General features: G+C 68.1%; 16 protein-coding genes. 13 read left to right on the plus strand and 3 right to left on the minus strand.

Going from position 1 to position 17,264, the window contains the following annotated elements:
• Together AC1DYI_RS03990 and AC1DYI_RS03995 are read left to right on the plus strand one after the other, a co-directional pair.
• Positions 1–882 (plus strand): MFS transporter (locus tag AC1DYI_RS03990; RefSeq protein ID WP_477202776.1); only part of this gene is annotated, 882 nt, incomplete at its 5' end.
• 90 nt (positions 883–972) lie between these two features.
• Positions 973–2,058 carry a carbonic anhydrase gene (locus tag AC1DYI_RS03995; protein WP_477202777.1) on the plus strand — a complete coding sequence of 362 codons (1,086 nt, stop codon included), beginning with the start codon at positions 973–975 and terminating at the stop codon, positions 2,056–2,058.
• 51 nt (positions 2,059–2,109) lie between these two features.
• Here AC1DYI_RS03995 and AC1DYI_RS04000 read toward each other — a convergent pair whose 3' ends face one another.
• On the minus strand, positions 2,110–2,469 hold the full coding sequence (locus AC1DYI_RS04000) for a TraR/DksA family transcriptional regulator (protein ID WP_477202778.1): 360 nt from the start codon (positions 2,467–2,469) through the stop codon (positions 2,110–2,112).
• Positions 2,470–2,535: 66 nt separating this feature from the next.
• Positions 2,536–2,739, minus strand: a complete 204-nt coding sequence (locus AC1DYI_RS04005) for a hypothetical protein (protein ID WP_477202779.1) — start codon at positions 2,737–2,739, stop codon at positions 2,536–2,538.
• Between the two features lie 360 nt (positions 2,740–3,099).
• Here AC1DYI_RS04005 and AC1DYI_RS04010 point away from each other — a divergent pair, with 360 nt between their 5' ends.
• From AC1DYI_RS04010 to AC1DYI_RS04060, 11 genes are all read left to right on the plus strand, one after another.
• Complete coding sequence (locus AC1DYI_RS04010) at positions 3,100–5,919, plus strand: TonB-dependent receptor (protein WP_477202780.1); 2,820 nt, start codon at positions 3,100–3,102, stop codon at positions 5,917–5,919.
• Positions 5,920–5,930: 11 nt separating this feature from the next.
• Positions 5,931–7,220: a glycoside hydrolase family 27 protein gene (locus tag AC1DYI_RS04015; protein WP_477202781.1), complete on the plus strand. Its 1,290-nt coding sequence runs from the start codon at positions 5,931–5,933 to the stop codon at positions 7,218–7,220.
• Between the two features lie 10 nt (positions 7,221–7,230).
• Positions 7,231–8,118, plus strand: a complete 888-nt coding sequence (locus AC1DYI_RS04020) for an EamA family transporter (protein WP_477202782.1) — start codon at positions 7,231–7,233, stop codon at positions 8,116–8,118.
• On the plus strand, positions 8,115–9,422 hold the full coding sequence (locus AC1DYI_RS04025; protein ID WP_477202783.1) for a D-tagatose-bisphosphate aldolase, class II, non-catalytic subunit: 1,308 nt from the start codon (positions 8,115–8,117) through the stop codon (positions 9,420–9,422). The genes AC1DYI_RS04020 and AC1DYI_RS04025 overlap by 4 nt, the downstream gene beginning before the upstream one ends.
• 31 nt (positions 9,423–9,453) lie before the next feature.
• Entirely contained in the window at positions 9,454–10,656 is a 1,203-nt protein-coding gene (locus tag AC1DYI_RS04030) for an SIS domain-containing protein (RefSeq protein ID WP_477202784.1), read from the plus strand.
• Entirely contained in the window at positions 10,640–11,611 is a 972-nt protein-coding gene (locus tag AC1DYI_RS04035) for an N-acetylglucosamine kinase (RefSeq protein WP_477202785.1), read from the plus strand. The genes AC1DYI_RS04030 and AC1DYI_RS04035 overlap by 17 nt, the downstream gene beginning before the upstream one ends.
• An 8-nt stretch (positions 11,612–11,619) precedes the next feature.
• On the plus strand, positions 11,620–12,756 hold the full coding sequence (locus AC1DYI_RS04040; protein WP_477202786.1) for an amidohydrolase family protein: 1,137 nt from the start codon (positions 11,620–11,622) through the stop codon (positions 12,754–12,756).
• Positions 12,753–13,625, plus strand: coding sequence for a DeoR/GlpR family DNA-binding transcription regulator (locus AC1DYI_RS04045; RefSeq protein ID WP_477202787.1), 873 nt, complete (start codon positions 12,753–12,755; stop codon positions 13,623–13,625). The genes AC1DYI_RS04040 and AC1DYI_RS04045 overlap by 4 nt, the downstream gene beginning before the upstream one ends.
• Before the next feature lie 33 nt (positions 13,626–13,658).
• A complete protein-coding gene (locus tag AC1DYI_RS04050) occupies positions 13,659–14,330 on the plus strand; it encodes a response regulator transcription factor (RefSeq protein WP_477202788.1) in 672 nt (223 codons plus the stop codon).
• A 7-nt stretch (positions 14,331–14,337) separates the two neighbouring features.
• Positions 14,338–15,669 carry a sensor histidine kinase gene (locus AC1DYI_RS04055; RefSeq protein ID WP_477202789.1) on the plus strand — a complete coding sequence of 444 codons (1,332 nt, stop codon included), beginning with the start codon at positions 14,338–14,340 and terminating at the stop codon, positions 15,667–15,669.
• Between the two features lie 108 nt (positions 15,670–15,777).
• The gene (locus AC1DYI_RS04060; protein ID WP_477202790.1) at positions 15,778–16,734 is read left to right on the plus strand and encodes an endo alpha-1,4 polygalactosaminidase; all 957 of its coding nucleotides are present in this window, start codon (positions 15,778–15,780) and stop codon (positions 16,732–16,734) included.
• 61 nt (positions 16,735–16,795) lie between these two features.
• Here AC1DYI_RS04060 and AC1DYI_RS04065 read toward each other — a convergent pair whose 3' ends face one another.
• Positions 16,796–17,206: a VOC family protein gene (locus AC1DYI_RS04065; protein WP_477202791.1), complete on the minus strand. Its 411-nt coding sequence runs from the start codon at positions 17,204–17,206 to the stop codon at positions 16,796–16,798.
• Positions 17,207–17,264 lie beyond the last annotated feature (58 nt).

Genomic DNA, 17,264 nt, shown 5'->3' on the forward strand with positions numbered 1-17,264 from the left:
GTGCAGGGCATGTCGGCGGGGGCTGGCATGGTGGTGTCGCGGGCCATCATCCGCGACCTGTTCCCGCCGTCCGAGGCGCAGCGCGTGATGTCGCAGGTCACGATCTACTTCGGCGTCGCGCCGGCGGTCGCGCCCATCGTCGGTGGCTTCCTGTTCGTGCATGCCGGTTGGCACACGATCTTCTGGTTCCTCGTCGGCATCGGCGCCGCGCTGTGGCTGACGATGTGGCGCATGCTGCCCGAGACGCTGCACGTCAGCCAGGTGCAGGCCTTCAGCGTGCGCAACCTGTTGCGCGGCTACTGGCAGATGGTGTCCAACCCGAAGTTCATCGCACTGGCTTTCGCGTCCGGTGTGCCGTTCAACGGCATGTTCCTGTACGTGCTGTCGGCGCCGGTGTTCCTGGGCGATCTGCTGGGCCTGGGGCCGACACAGTTCTTCTGGTTCTTCATGTCGACCATCAGCGGCATCATGCTCGGTGCCTGGTGGTCAGGCCGGCTGGCGGGCAAGATCACGCCGCAGAGGCAGATCCGGCGCGGCTTTCGCATCATGGCCTTCGTGTCGGTGCTGAACGTGGCGATGAACCTGCTGCTGCCGCCGCACCCGCTGTGGGCGATCCCGCTCATCGCGTTGTTCGCTTTCGGCTGGTCGCTGATGGTGCCGGTGGTCACGCTGATGGTGCTTGACCAGGCGCCCGATCGCCGCGGCATGGCCTCGTCGCTGCAGGCCTGCATCGGCAGCGTCGCCAACGCGCTGGTGGCTGGTGCGATCGCCCCGCTGGTGATGCATTCCGCCCCCAGCCTGGCGGTGGCCTCGCTGCTGATGATGGGCATCGGCGTGGTCGCCTGGGCCTGGGTCAAGCCGCGGCTGCACCTGGCGCCTTAGCCAGCTCCCGTCCGGCGGCAGCTCAAGAACCGGCGACCCGGGCCGATATCCAGGCGACGCCCCGGCTCGACGCTCGGGCCTGGAGCCGCCATGCCTTGGAAACTGCCGTCCCGTTCGCTGTCCCCCTTTGCCATCGCGGCGCTGTCGCTGGCCTGCGCGCTGCCCGCCATGGCCAGCGGTGGCCATGACGACGCCCGCGCCGCCAAACCGGCCACCGCGTCCAAGGATGCGGCAGCAGCGAGCGATCCGATGGACGCCCTGCGCCAGAAGCTGGCTGAGCGCCTGGGCGCCCAGAAACCTGCCGATTCACGCAACGCCGGTGTGGTGCGGGTCGACAACCGTGCCACGGCGCCGGTGCCGGCCTCCGGCCTGCCCGCGGCTGCCTATGCCTCGTCCGCTGGCAGCCTGACGCTGTCCAGCACGGCCCGCGCCAGCGCGCGGCCGGCTGCTGCTGCTGCCAAGCATGCAGAGTCGACGCCCGAACAGCGGCCCGCGCCGCACGGCGACCACTGGGACTACAGCGGCGAGGGCGGCCCCGAAGCCTGGGGCAAGATGAAGCCCGAGTTCAGCCAGTGCTCGACCGGCCAGCGCCAGAGCCCGATCGACATCCGTGGCGGCATCGCGGTGCAGCTGGAGCCGATCCAGTTCGACTACCGCACGACCGGCTTCTCGGTCATCGACAACGGCCACACGGTGCAGGTCAACCTGCCGTCGGGCAACACCATCACCGTGCTTGGCCGCCGCTTCGAGCTGCTGCAGTTCCACTTCCACCGCCCGTCGGAAGAGCGCATCAACGGCAAGCAGTACGACATGGTCGCGCACCTGGTACACAAGGACGCCGAAGGCAAGCTGGCCGTCGTGGCTGTGCTGCTGGACCGTGGCGTCGCGCAGCCGCTGATCCAGGCGGTGTGGAACGCGCTGCCGCTGGAAAAGAACGAGGCCCAGGCTGCGCCCGGCTCGATCGACTTGAACAAGCTGCTGCCCGAAGACCGCCGCTACTACACCTACATGGGCTCGCTGACCACGCCGCCTTGCAGCGAAGGCGTGCTGTGGATGGTGATGAAGACGCCGGTGCCGGTGTCGCCCGAGCAGATCGACATCTTTGCCCGCCTGTACCCGATGAATGCCCGCCCGGTGCAGCAGGCGGCAGGCCGCTTGATCAAAGAATCAAACTGACGCCAGGCGGCCCGCTCAGGCCGCGCTGCGTCCATGCTGGTTGCGGGTGCCTTAGTGCTGCCCGCGGTGCTCGGCGTTGCGCTGGCAGGCCATGCACCGCATCGCCGTCGGCTGCGCCAGCAGTCGCGCCGGCGAGATCGATTCGCCGCAGTCGATGCATTCACTGTAGGTCCCAGCCGCCAGGCGCTCGCGCGCCCGATCGATCAGCCTCAACTCGGCCAGGTGGCGCTGCAACTCGGCGCTGTCCACTTCGGCCTGGGCCTCGTCGGCGGCGCCGTCTTTCTGGTCGGTCACCTCGTGCTCAATCTCGCGTCGAGGGCGAGAACCGGCGACCAACTGCTCCAACTGGCGTGCGCGCTGCGCCAGCCGTTCGCGGGCGGCGTCGACGGGGTTGGTGAAGCGGGCGGACATGGTGGCGACCAAGGGGTGTGACGGCGAGCGTCCGGTCAGTGGGTCTCTCATGGCGGGCGACCTGATTCAGTCGCCCAGCGGGGCGCCGCCGCCCCAGCGGGCAGTCCATTCGTCCCACAACTCTTGTTGCACCGCTGCGGCGGCCTGTTGCCAGGCCGTCATGGCCTGCCATTGCGCGCCTTGCGCAGCCCACCACATCTGCGACACGGCACCGAACCAATCTGCCCGCAAATCGGCAGGTTCGGGCATGGGCGAGGACACCGAAGCCATGGGCGTTTCTCCTTGCGGCGCAGCCAAGCTTGCATCGTCTGCCTGAAGCCGCCCGACGTCAACGCGCAGTGCAGCAATGCCGCGGCGCAGCGTGGCCGATGGTTCGTGGGCCCTGGCGCGCCGGCCGATCCGTGCAGGCGGTCACGGCTTGCGTGGCGGCGTGGCGCCTGCATGCCGGCCGGTGCCCGCTTGCCAGGATCCAGCAAGCCTGGCGGGTGAGCCTGCGGGTGGGCGTGGTCAGCGGGACGCCTCGAGGCCGGAGAGGTTTTCGATTTTATTTAAAACGAAAGCAAACAAAAGCATTGTGCTTTTCGATACCTTCGCAATAGCATGGCTTCCATTCGGTAAAGGAAAGCAGCAATGGCTAGACGGCAATCTGATCTGGGTGCACTCACGGTGCTGGCTGCCGCCATCTCGCTGCTCTGGCCGCACGGTGCCCAGGCTCAGGCGCCGAGCGCCGCCGCCAAAGAAGTGAGCGTCGCCCAGGCCGCGGCCACGCCGGATGTGCCGCCAACAGCCGCCACTGAACCGGCCGCCACCGACGAGCCGCAAAAGATCACCGTCACCGGCACCCGGGCCAGCCTCCTGAAGGCGCGTGAGCTGAAGCGCAACTCGGCGGTGGTGCAAGACTCGATCGCTGCCGAAGACCTGGGCCGCTTTCCCGACGACAACGTGGCCGATTCGCTTTCGCACGTGACCGGCGTGACGATCTCGCGCACCCACGGCGGCGAAGGCCAGTACGTGAACGTGCGCGGTCTCGGCCCGGGCTACAGCATCGTCACGCTGAACAACCGCATCCTCGCCACCGATGGCGACGGCCGCGACTTCGCGTTCGACGTGCTGCCGTCCGAAACCATCTACGGCGCCGACGTGATGAAGTCGGCCGAGGCCTCGCAGATCGAGGGCAGCATCGGCGGCTCGGTCAACCTGCGCTCGGCCCGCGCGCTGATGAACCCGGGCCGGCACGCGTCGGTCCGCCTCGAAGGCAACTTCAACGACCTGTCGGAAAACGGCGGCGGCAAGATCTCGGGCGTCTACAGCGACACCTTCGCCGACAACCGCGTCGGGCTGGTCGTCGGCGCGGTCTATGCGAAGCAGCGCACCCGGTCAGACTCAGTGCTGGACTTCACCTACAACCCCGACTCGCCCGGCGAGTTCGACGCCAACGGCGACCACCACATCACGGCCGACGAGCAGAACCTGCTCGGCGTGTGCTGCGTGGCCTTTGGCGCGGTCGAGCAGAAGAAGCAGCGCGCCGCGCTCTCGGCCGCGCTCGAATGGAAGCCGAGCGACAGCACCAAGCTGACATTCGACGCGCTCGGCACGCGGCTCGACGCGCCGGCGATCGGCTACCACCAGGCCTACTACGTCGAGCACGCCGAAGACCGCTGGTCCGACGTGACGATCAAGGACCACCTCGTCACCGGCATGACCATCCACGGCCTGACGCCCGAGGTCGTCACCCGCACCGAGCACCGCGTGGTCGACACGACGCAGTTCGGCCTCAATGGCGAGTGGAAGGCCAGCCCCGACCTGACGCTCGAAGGCGATGCCTACGTCTCGCGCTCGGTGCGCGACTCCGGCGGCAAAGACACCTGGGTCGTCGCTGGCATCCCCGGCAACCACACCGGCTACTTCAGCGCCAACCGCAACGCGCTGCCCGACATCCGCGTGACGCTGGAAGACGGCCGCGACCTGGCGCAGGCCAGCCCAACGCTGGGCAATGCCGACTACGGCCTGCACTGGGCCGAGTTGGGCGGCGACGACATCCACGACACCGTCAAGGGCCTGTCGCTGGGCGGCAAGCTGGCGGTCGATTGGGGCCCTGTCGAGCGGCTTCACTTCGGTGTTTCGGATACGCGCCGAGCGAAGTCACGCAGCACCGTCGACAACCTGGAGAACGCTTGCCAGTACTGCGGCTACCAGTACACCTTCGACCAGCTCGGCGCCGACGTGGTGCACCCCTTGACGCTGAAGAACTTCATGCGCAACGCCGGTGGCAGCTTCCCGAGCACCTTTGTGCGCTTCGACACGAAGGCCTACTTCGACTCGCTGAAGGCGCTGGACGGGGTCGAGATCCTCGACGAGAACGGCCAGCCTACTGGCACCTACTACGACTCGAGCCTGATGCAGGCGCGCTTCAACCCGACACGCTCATACCGCGTCAGTGAAGACACGCAGTCGGCCTATTTCCAGGCCGACCTGGCGGGCGACGACTGGTCCGCCAACGTCGGCCTGCGCATGGTCCGCACCAAGACCACCTCGCGCACCGCCGTCAACCGCATCATCGCGATCGACGACCCGACGCCGAACGACCCGACCTCCAGCCCCGACGTGACCTACAGCCCGGCCGAGCCGGTGTCGGCCACCGGCGAGTACACCAAGCTGCTGCCGTCGTTGAACTTCGCCTACCGGTTCACACCGGCGCTGCAACTGCGTTTCGCGGCGGCCAAGGTCATGTCGCGCCCGGCGCTGGATCAACTGGCACCGACCGCCGAAGACCACACGCTGGACCGCACCTGGCGCATCGACGTGCGCGGCGACGCGAACCTGAAGCCTGTTGACGCAACGCAGGGCGACCTGTCGCTCGAGTGGTACTACAACCGCCGCTCGATGGTCTCGGGCGCGGTGTTCTGGAAAGACATTCGCCACTTCGTGACCTACACGATCGACAACAACGTCGACATTGGCGTGCCGGGTTACCTGTTCGACATCCAGCACCCGATCAACGGCGACAAGGCGCGCATCCTCGGCTACGAGTTCGGCCTGCAGCACCTGTTCGACAACGGCTTCGGCGTCAACCTCAAATACACCGGCACCGACACCCGGGCCTATGTCAACGGCAAGCATGTCGGGGAGCTCGAAGGCGTGTCGCGCTCGGCCGTGTCGCTGGCGCTGCTGTACGAAGACGACAAGATCAACGCGCAGATCGCGATGGACCACAGCGGCCGCTACACCGAGGCGCTGGACGCCGTGGGTGGCTACAGCCGCTACGGCCAGCCGCTGACCTGGGTCACCGGTTCCATCGCCTACAACCTGACCAACGACATCACGTTGTTCTTCGAAGGCAAGAACCTCACCGACGCCTACTACCGCGCCAACCTCGGCCGGGCCGATGCGCTGGCCGGCTTCGAGACCTGGGGCCGCACCTACACGGCCGGAATGACGGTGAAGTTTTGAGCTGGCAACGCATGATGTTTCGACATTACGTCATCACTGCACTGACCGCGTTGGCGCTGCTGGACTCGGCCCGCGCTGCGTCGGTGCCATCAGAGCCGCCACTGCGCAACGGCCTGGCGCTGACCCCGCCGATGGGCTGGAGCAGCTGGAACCAGTTCGGCGACCAGATCAACGAACAACTGCTGGTGCAGACGATGGACGCGATGGCAGCCAACGGCCTGCGCGATGCCGGCTACGTCTACATCAACCTCGACGACGGCTGGCAGCGCCACAAGGGTGCGCGCAAAGACCATCCGCTGGAGGTCGACCCGGTCAAGTTCCCGCACGGCCTGCGCTGGCTGGCCGACTACGCGCACGGCCAGGGTTTCAAGCTCGGCATCTACAGCGGCCCGGGCCAGACGACCTGCGCCGGCTACACCGGCAGTGAAGGCCACGAGGCCGAAGACGCGAAGCAGTTCGCCGCCTGGGGCGTCGACCACCTGAAGTACGACAGCTGCTGCTCGCACAAGGACGCGCCGAAGACGGAAGTGCAGGCGGTCGTCAAGAAGATGGCCCGGGCGCTGCAGGCCAGCGGACGCCCGATCGTCTACCACGCCTGCCACTGCGGCTGGGCCGACATCTGGCAATGGGCCGCCGACGCCGGCGCCAACCACTGGCGCGTCGGGCAAGACATCTCCGACGACTTCGACTACCCCGGCCACCGCGAGAAGTACTACTTCGATGTGCTGGACATGCTGGACCGTGGCATCGCCCTCGGCCAGCACGCCGGCCCCGGCCACTGGAACGACTTCGACATGCTCGTCGTTGGCCTCAACGGCAAGAGCCAGGAGCTGGTCGGTGCCGGCGCGTCGAACRTCGAGTACCGGACCCACTTCAGCCTGTGGGCGCTGACCGCGTCGCCGCTGCTGATCGGCGCCGATGTGCGCTTGCTCGATGCCTACACGCTGGAGACCTTGTCGAACCAGGAAGTCATCGCGCTGAACCAGGACCCGCTGGGCCAGCCGGCCGAGAAGGTGCGCGACGACGGCACGTTGCAGGTCTATGCGAAGGCGCTGGCTGGCGGCAGCGTTGCGGTCGCCTTGCTGAACCGCGGCAGCGCAACCGCCGAGATGACGGTCTCCCCGGGCAAGGACCTGGGCGAGCCCTGGAAGCACTACCGCGTGCGTGACCTCTGGCGCCACGCCGAGCTGGGCGAATTCGACATCCCGTTCACGACCGAAGTCATCAGCCACGAGGCGCGCCTGCTGCTCCTCACGCCGGTGACCGGCCACCCACCGACCGACACCCCCTCACCCAAGTGAGACACGCACGATGAAATCTCAACCGCACTGGCTGGGCTAYGCCTTGCTGACCATGGTGACCTGGGGCGTCTGGGGCGCCTTCACCGGCGTGCCCAGCGAGCATGGCTTTCCCGACACCTTGATCTACGCCGTCTGGGMGTTGACGATGATCCCGCCGGCGATCTATGCCTTCAAGCGTGCGGGCGGCGTGTTGCAGCGTGACCCGCGCAGCCTCGCGTTGGGCCTGGCGATCGGGCTGCTCGGCGCCGGTGGGCAGATGCTGCTGTTCCGAGCCGTCAAGACCGGGCCGGCCTACCTGATCTTCCCGATCATCTCGTTGTCGCCGGCGCTGACGATCGCGATGTCGTTCCTGATGCTGCGCGAGCGCACCGGGCGGCTGGGGCTGCTGGGCATCGCGTTCGCGTTGCTGAGCCTGCCGCTGTTCGACTACACGCCCGGTGGGCACAGCGAGTTCGGGCCCTGGTTCGTGCTGGCGATCGGCGTGCTGGTGGCGTGGGGTGTGCAGGCCTACTTCATCAAGCTGGCGAATGCGACGATGAGCGCCGAGAGCATCTTCGTCTACATGGCGATCTCGGCCGTGGTCTCGATCCCGGTCGCGCTGGCGATGACCGACTTCTCGCAGCCGGTCAACCTGGGGTGGAACGGGCCTTGGCTCGCCGCGGTGATCCAGGTGCTGAACTCGATCGGCGCGCTGACCTTGGTCCACGCCTTTCGCCACGGCAAAGCGATCGTCGTGTCACCGATGGTCAATGCCGGTGCGCCTTTGTTGACCGCGGTGATCGCGATGGCGGTGGCCGGTGCGATGCCGGGGCCGTTCAAGATGGCCGGCGTCGCACTGGCCTTGCTCGCGGCCCTGCTGCTCGCGCTGCAACCCGAAGGCGCAGAGGTGAAGGCATGAAGGCGCTGCTCGATCTCGTGCGCCGGCACAAAGCCGGCCATGCGGAAGGCATCTATGCGCTGTGCTCGGCGCACCCGGTGGTGCTGCGCGCCGGCATGCAAGAGGCGGCGACGGCCGACGTGCCGCTGCTGGTGGAAGCCACCTCGAACCAGGTCAACCAATTCGGCGGCTACACCGGCATGACGCCGCGCGACTTCCACGCCTTCATGATGAACCTGGCCGACGAGGCCGGCTTCCCGCGCGAGCGGCTGCTGTTGGGCGGCGACCACCTCGGCCCGAACTGCTGGCAGGGCGAGCCGGCCGACTGCGCGATGGCCAAATCCGAAGCGCTGATCGAGCAGTACGTTGAAGCGGGTTTCCGCAAGATCCACCTCGACTGTTCGATGGCCTGTGCCGACGACCCGACGGTGCTGCCCGAAGTTGTGGTGGCCAAGCGCGCGGCACGCTTGTGCGCAGTGGCCGAGAAGACCCATGCGCGGGCCGGCGGCGAAGCGCCGGTCTATGTGATCGGCACCGAGGTGCCGGTGCCCGGCGGCGCGCACGAAGACCTGCAGGAGCTGGCAGTGACCGGCTCGGACGCCGCGGCGCAGACGATCGCGTCGCACCGCGAGGCCTTTGCGAAGCTGGGGCTCGAAGCGGCCTGGCCGCGCGTGATCGGCCTGGTCGTGCAGCCGGGCGTCGAGTTCGACCACCACAAGGTCATCGACTATGTGGCGCCCAAGGCCCAAGCCCTCAGCGCATTCATCGAGCACGAGTCGCACATCCTGTTCGAGGCCCATTCGACCGACTACCAGACGCCGAGCGCCTTGCATGCGCTGGTGCGTGACCACTTCGCGATCGTCAAGATCGGCCCCGGCGCGACCTTTGCGCTGCGCGAGGCGCTGTGGGCGCTGGCCGAGATCGAGCGCGAATGGCTGGGTGACGGCGACGGCTCGCACCTGAAAGATGTCGTGCTCGGTGTGATGCATGCGCGGCCGCAGCACTGGCAGAAGTACTACAGCGACCCCGAGCGCATCCGGCTCGATCTGCAGTTCTCGTTGAGCGACCGGATCCGCTACTACTGGGCCCAGCCTGAAGTGCGTGAAGCCTGCGGCCGGATGCTCAAGCGCCTGGGCAACGGCCCGCTGCCGCTGACCTTGCTGAGCCAATACATGCCGCTGCAATACGCCGCCGTGCGCGATGGGCTGCTGCCCAACTCCGTCAGCGCGTTGCTGCACGAGGGCGTCGGCCAGGTGCTGCGCCAGTACATCGCCGCCTGCGTACCAGGCGGCACGGTGCCGCGTTCGAGCGCGGTTCTTCAGTGAACAACAACAACCCCAAGGGAGAGAGATCCTGATGTCTCCATCTGACACCTTAGACGAGTTCATCCCCGCCGGCGCCCGCTGGACAGTGCACGAGATTGCGCAACAGCCTGCAGTGTGGGGGCGGGTGCAGGCGCTGGTCGCGGCGCAGACCGGCCCGCGCGACATGTCGCCTGGGTTCGTTGCCCGTTGTCTGGCGACACCTAACCTGCGCATCGTGCTGACCGGTGCCGGCTCCTCCGCCTTCATCGGCCAATGCCTGGCACCTGCGCTGATGCGCAAGACGGGCCTGCGCGTCGACGCGGTGGCGACGACCGACCTGGTCGCCGGCCCGCACCTGTACTTCCAACGCGAGGTGCCGACGCTGCTGGTGTCCTTCGCCCGCTCCGGCAGCAGCCCCGAGAGCGTTGCAGCGCTGGAGCTGGCCGACCAGTTCGTCGACGATTGCCAGCACCTGGTCTTCACCTGCAACCCCGACAGCCTGCTGCAGCGCCTGGCGGCCGAGCGCAGCAATGCGCGCACGCTGCTGCTGCCGGCCGAAACCCACGACCGTGGCTTCGCGATGACTTCGTCGTTCACGTCGCTGTTGTTGGCCGCGGCGCAGGTGTTCGGGTTGCTGGCACCGGCGGGCAGCCCGTCGCCAGCGATCTCGCACGCCGCGTCGGCGGTGCTGGCCCAGGGCTTGAGGTTGGCCGATGAACTGGTCGGCCAGCGCTTCGAGCGCGTGGTCTATCTTGGCAGCAACGAGCTGCAGGGCCTGGCGCGCGAGGCGGCGCTGAAGCTGCTGGAGTTGAGCGACGGCCGCACGGTGGCCAGCCACGATTCACCGCTCGGCTTTCGCCATGGGCCGAAGACGATCGTCAACGACCGCACGCTGGTCGTGATGTTCGTCTCCAACGACCCTTACACGCGCCAGTACGACCTGGACCTGCTGCACGAGCTGCGGCGAGACGGCCGTGCGGCGCGTGTGCTCACGCTGAGCGCGCAACCGCTGCAGGGGCCGTGCGCCTCGCCGGCCGACGACGTGCTGCTCGAAGGCCTGGCCGAGGCCGGCGACCTGGCATTGGCTTTCCCGTGCATCGTCTTCGCCCAGCGTTTTGCGCTGCTGCAGTCACTGCGCCTGGGCCTGTCGCCGGACAATCCCAGCGTCTCCGGGACCGTCAGCCGCGTCGTGCGCGGCGTCACGATCCATCCCTTTCCCGACGTGGAGATCGACCCCGATGTTCCTCGGCATTGACGGCGGCGGCACCAAGACCGCGTTCACGCTGCTCGACAGCGAGGGCACGGTACGGGCCCGCCATGTCGACGGCAGCCTGTACCACCCCGAGGTCGGGCTGGACGGCGTGGCGGCGGTGCTGCAGCGCGGCGTGCAGGCCACGCTGCAGGCGGCGGGGTGCGGCGTCGACGACGTGGTCTTCAGCTTCGTCGGCATGCCCTGCCACGGCGAAGACAGCGCGCTGCAGCCGCAGCTCGATGCGTTGCCTGGCGCGGTGCTGCCCGCCGGGCGCTACCGCTGCGGCAACGACATGGTCTGCGGCTGGGCCGGCTCGCTCGGCGCGGCCGATGGCATCAACATCGTCGCCGGCACCGGCTCGATCGCCTATGGCGAATGGCACGGCCGCAGTGCACGCGCTGGTGGTTGGGGCGAGCTGTTCAGCGACGAAGGCTCGGCCTACTGGATCGCCCGCGAAGGGCTGGCGCTGTTCTCACGCATGAGCGACGGCCGGGCCGAGCCCGGGCCGCTGCTGGCGCTGCTTCGCCAGCACTTCAAACTGGCCGATGACCTGGACCTGTGTGGCCATCTGTACGGCCCGCAAGCCGCCGGCCGCAGCGGGTTGGCCGGCTTTGCGCCGCTGGTGGTGGCCGCGGCAGAGCAGGGCGACCGGGCCGCGCGCGCCATCTTCGTGGCGGCAGCGACGCAGCTGGCCGAGATCGTGGCAGCGACCGCGCGCCGACTCGGTGTGCCGATGGACGCGCCGATACCGGTGTCGTACTCGGGCGGTGTCTTCCAGAGCCAGGCGCTGGTGCTGGCCCCGTTGCGGGCGTTGCTGGCCGATCGGCTGCCGCAGGCCCGCCTGGTCCGGCCGCGCTTCTCGCCGTCGATGGGTGCGGCGCTGCAGGCGGCGCGACTGGCCGGCGAACCCTTGCCGGCGGCTGCGTTGGCGAGGTTGGAACAGGCCGACTCGGCCTGAGCGGGGGCATGTCGATGCGAGCCTGGATCTCGGGATGGGGCAAGTGCTGCGTTGGCCTGGCATTCGCGCTGGGCCTGGTATCGGCGGTGGGGGCCGAGCCGGCGCACTACACGGTGGCCGACTTCGCCCGCGTGCTGAAGATCGATACCCATGTGCATTTGCACGGCGCGTTGCCGCGCTTCATGGCGCTGGCGCAGCGCGACGGCTTTCAGCTGCTGACGATCAATGTCGACTACGCCGACTTCCCGCCGATAGCCCAGCAGCAGCGGGACGCGGTCATGCTGGCCCGGACCTACCCGACGCAAGTGGCCTGGGTCGCGACCTTTCCGCTCGCGGGTTTCGAGTCCCCCGGTTGGACCGAGGCCACGCTGCAGCGCCTGGGCCAGGCGCGGGCGCTCGGCGCGCAGGGCGTGAAGGTCTGGAAGAACCTCGGCCTGGACCTGCGTGACCATGCCGGCGCCGCGGTGCTGATCGACGATGCGCGCCTGCAGCCGCTGTTCAACGCCATCGAGCGTGACCGGTGGGTGTTGCTGGGCCACCAGGCCGAGCCGCGCAACGCCTGGTTGGACCTTCCGCAGATGACGACCAAGGGCGACCGCGCCTACTTTTCCGGCCACCCGCAGTACCACATGGCGCACCACCCAGAGTGGCCGAACCACGAAGCGCAACTGGCCGCGCGCGACCACTTCCTGCAGCAGCATCCGCGCCTTTCCTATGTTGGCCTGCACCTGGCCTCGCTCGAATGGAGCGTTGACCGCCTGGCCGCTTTTCTCGATCGATTTCCCGATGTGACGGTCGACTTGGCCGCGCGCATGGGCCACCTGCAGCAGCAGTCGATCGCCAACCGCGACGGCGTTCGCGCCTTCGTGATGCGCTACCAGGACCGGCTGCTCTACGGCAGCGACCTCGGCGTCAGCGCGGGCCAGAGCGACGCCGAGTTCGCCGCCGAGGCCGAAGCCGCCTGGCGCGCCGACTGGCGCTTCCTCGTCACCGGCGACCGGTTGACCAGCGTCGACCTCGATGCACCGTTCCGCGGCCTGGCGCTGCCGGCGGTGGTGGTCGACAAGCTCTACCGCCACAACGCCCGGCGCGTGTTCCCCCAGGCTTGGCGCTACGATGAGGCGAAGACTGAAAGCACCCGATGACCACCAAGAACGCTCCCCGTGCCGCGGCCACGCCGGACCGCCGGGCCGCCCGCACAGGCACCGCCGTAGACGCTGCCGCCGCCGTTGACGGCGAGGAACAAGGCCTGCTGCTGGAAGAGCGGCGGCGTGAGATCCGCGCGCTGATCGAAGAGCGCGGCCGTGTCACGACCGACCAGTTGGCGGCGCGCTTCAACACCTCGCTGGTGACTATCCGCGGCGACCTGAACGCGCTGGCCGAGACCGGGCTGATCGTGCGCACGCACGGCGGCGCGCTGGCCCACCGCGATGGTGAAGAAGTACCGATCGAGATCAAGCAGAGCCTGCGCCATGCCGAAAAGGTACGCATCGCCACCGCGGCGGCGGCGATGATCCAGGAAGGCGACACCATCTTGCTCGACTCGGGTTCGACCACCGGCGAAATCGCCAAGCAGATCCGCACGCTGAAGCTGCATGCGATCAACGTGATCACCAACGCATTGAACGTGGCAGTCACGCTGGCGCAGGCGCCGCATGTGCGGCTGGTGATGCTGGGTGGCGTGCTGCGGCCGAACTCGTATTCACTGTCCGGTCCGCAGGCTGAAGCCGCATTGGGCGGGCTGCAGGCCGATCGATTGTTTCTCGGTGTTGACAGCCTCGATCCGGAGATCGGCTTGATGACACCACATTTGCTGGAGGCGCAGCTGAACGCGCAGATGATCCGCTCGGCGCGGCAGGTGGTGGCGGTGGCCGATTCGTCGAAGCTGCTGCGGCGCAGCCTGTCGGTGATTGCCAAGGTCGAGCAGATCCACACGCTGATCACCGACAACGGCGCCAGTGCCGACAGCGTGGCCGCACTGCGCGCGCGCGGCGTCGACGTGGTGCTGGTCTGAGCTGTTGGCGGCAGGCGGAAGGAGCGGGCGGTCGTGAAGGTGTTGTTGGTCGAAGACTCCCCCGGCCTGCGTGACAGCCTGGTGCGCGGCCTGTCGCGCCTGGGCCTGGTGGTCGAGCAGGCGCATGACGGGCCAAGCGGCCTGTGGGCCGCGACCGAGCTGCAGCCCGACGTGATCGCACTCGACGTGATGCTGCCCGGCTTCGACGGGCTCGAGCTGTTGCGCCAGCTGCGGGCTCAGCAGGTGCGCACGCCGGTGCTGATGTTCAGTGCGCTGGCCGAGGTCGAAGACAAGCTGCAGGGCTTCGAGGCTGGTGCCGACGACTACCTGCCTAAACCCTTCGATTTGCGCGAGCTGGCGGCCCGTTTGCGGGCGCTGGCCGCGCGCCATGTCGCCGCACCGGCCGCGGCGCCGATCGAGGTCGGCGACCTGCGCATCGATCATGCGCGCAACGAGGTGCGACGTAAGGGCCAGTTGCTGCCGATGCGCCGGCGCGAGCGCCTGCTGCTGGAGCTGCTGTCCAGCCAGCGTGGCTGCCTGGTCAAGCGCACCACCATCGAGGCCAAGCTGTACGCCGACGCGACCGAGCTGCAGAGCAACTCGGTCGAGGCCGCGGTGTCGCAGTTGCGGCGCTGGATCGACGAGCCCGGCCAGCCCTCACGCATCGTGACCCAGCGTGGCGAAGGCTACAAGCTGGAGCGGTGACGCATCCATGATCGCCAGCGCACTCGAGCGCCGCTGGCGCGGCCGCATCTCGGGGCTGCTGTTTGCTCTCGCGGCGCTGGTCTTTGGCGCGGTCTATGCGATCGGCCACGCGGAGCGAGCCGCGGCCTTCGAGCGGGCGCTGGCCGACGACCTGCGCACCATCAGCAACATCACCCACGTCTACGTTGACGGCGACATCTACGTCAACATTGAGCCCGAGGCGCTGGGCATGTACCTGAGCGGCGGCGACCGCATCTTCCAGGTCTGGGATGCGGCCACCGGCGAGCTGCTCGACCATTCCGAATCGCTCGACACGATGGGCGCGCAGCTGCCGCGACCAATGCCTGCATTGCAACTGAACGCGACGCCGCGACCCGGTGCCGCGCGCTTGCCCGACGGGMGGCCGCTGCGGCTGTTGTCGCAACGCATCCGCGCGAACTGGGGGCTCGACCCGGAGACGCTGGAGCGGCTGGGCCAGAAGATCGAAGAGCATGAGGTCGAGGTGATGATCGGCCGGCCCGAGAGCGAGCTGACCTCGTCGCTGCTGCCGTTGGGTGGCGCCTGCCTGGTGGGCGCGCTGGCGATGCCGATCTTCGGCATCCTGGCACTGCGCCTGGGCACACGGCGCTTCGATGCGCTGGTGCAGCGGCTGGTGTTGCAGCGTGAGCGCGAACGCGGCTTTCTCGCTCATGCGGCGCACGAGTTGCGCACACCGCTGGCTGAGTTGCGCGCGCTGGTTGACCTGGCCGAATTGGAAGCCGAAGCCGGTGCGCCGGTGCAGCCGGTGCTGGGCGACATGCGCGCGGTGGCCGACCGGATGAGCGGGCTGCTGTCGGCGCTGTTTCGGCTGGCGCGCGTGCAACGCGGCCATGAAGAGCCGGCGCAACTGCTGGACCTGGTGGCGCAGGCCCAGCTCGCCGTGCGAGCGCAAGACAGCGCGGCCCGCCAACGCGGCCTGCAGTGGGACGTCGGAGCCCCCGAGGCGCTGCCGATGACGGCGCCGCCCACGCTGCTGCGGGCCCTGCTGGACAACCTGATCGGCAATGCGATCGTCCATGCCCGCGCCGGCAGCCGGCTGCAGTTGGCAATCGAGCCCGGCACGCCGTGGGAACTGCGCATCGCCAATGAGCGCGATCCCGCTGCCGCGTCGCCGCCATCGACCGAGCATCTGGGCCAGGGCCTGCTGATCGCCCAGCTCTATGCGCAGGCGACCGGCCTGTCGCTGCGCACACACGACAGCGGTGAGCGCTTCGAGGTGCGGTTGGCGCCCTTGCCGGCGGCCGTCGATGGGCCGCCCGAAGACACCTCGCGTTACCAGGGTTCACGTTCTGCTGCGTAAACCCCTGGCGGCATCAGCTTCGCATCAGGCTCGGCCGCAACCATGGTCACAGCTTTCGAGGCTCAGAACTTCGAAGCCTTGAACATCATCCCGATTCCAGGAGACCCCATGACGACACGATCGTTGGCCCGTTCCACCCGTTCACGCTGGCCGCTGGCCGGCTTGTGCCTGAGCGCCGTCGCGCTGGCCCTGACCGCCTGCGGCGGCGGCAGCGAAGACTTGCAGGAAGTCACCCGCGCCGACGTGCGAGCCGCGCGCACCGAGCGTGGCCAGCAAGCCCATCCGACCACGACGGCAGCCTTTGCCGATCGCTCGGCCGAGGTCTCGCGGCTCGCGCCCTGGGTGCCCAAGGTCACCGACACCTGGCAGTGGCAGCTGACAGGCACCATCAACACCAGCTACAACGTCAACGTCTACGACATCGACCTGTTCGAAGCTCCCGACGCGGTGATGACCAAGCTGCACAGCGAAGGCCGCTACGTCGTCTGCTACTTCTCGGCCGGCAGCGCCGAGAACTGGCGCGACGACTACGACCAGTTCAAGCCCGCCGACCTGGGCAAGAACCTGGACGGTTGGCCGGGCGAGAAGTGGGTCGACACCCGCTCGGCCAATGTGCGCAACATCATGAAGGCGCGGCTGGACCTGGCCAAGCAGCGCGGCTGTGACGGTGTCGAGCCCGACAACGTCGAGGCCTACAACAACAACCCCGGTTTCAACGGCGCGCTGACGGCCAAGACGCAGCTCAACTACAACCGCTTCATCGCCACCGAGGCACGTGCCCGCGGCCTGAAGGTCGGGCTGAAGAACGACATCGATCAGCTGAAGGCGCTGGAGCCCAGCTTCGATTTCGCCGTCAACGAGCAGTGCCAGCAGTACAACGAGTGCGGCGGCTACTCAGTGTTCACCAGCCACGGCAAGCCGGTCTTCACGGCCGAGTACAAGAAGATCTGGCGTGACGATGCGAACGCGCGCGCGCAGATGTGCGCCAAGGCGCGGGCGCTGAACCTGCGCACATTGGTGCTGCCGCTGGCCTTGAACGACGCGTTCCGCTACAGCTGCGATTGAGCTGGCATGACCGGCATGAGCACGCGCTGCGACAGCAGCGCGTGCTACCCGCGTCCCCAGTTCACAGAGTCGCGGTGATCACGACCGAAGAGGCCGAGCGCATGGCCGGTCCGTGGAAGACGGCCTCGATGTTGTGGCCGTCCGGGTCCAGCACGAAAGCGGCGTAGTAGCCGGGGTGGTAGTGGCGCTCGCCGGGTGCGCCGTTGTCGCGGCCACCGGCCTCGAGCGCGGCGGCGTAGAAGCGCTTGACCTGCTCGGGCCCGCTGGCCTGGAACGCGAGGTGCACATGTGACACGGCGCTGTCGGCCGTATCGATCCACAGCTCGTCTGCAGAGAAGAACTCGGGGCCTTCGTGGATGGTGTCGGCCTTGCCCAGCGCTTCGAGCACGGTGCGGTAGAAGCGCTTGGAAGCTGCGAGGTCCTTCACACGCAGGTGCACATGATCGATCAATCGGCCGCGGTGGAATTGCATGAGGACTCCCCAGGAAAGTTGAATGCGGTTCGGTGGGAGCAAACCGCGGACCTTGCCA

Source organism: Ideonella sp. P3_A4, assembly GCF_056403075.1.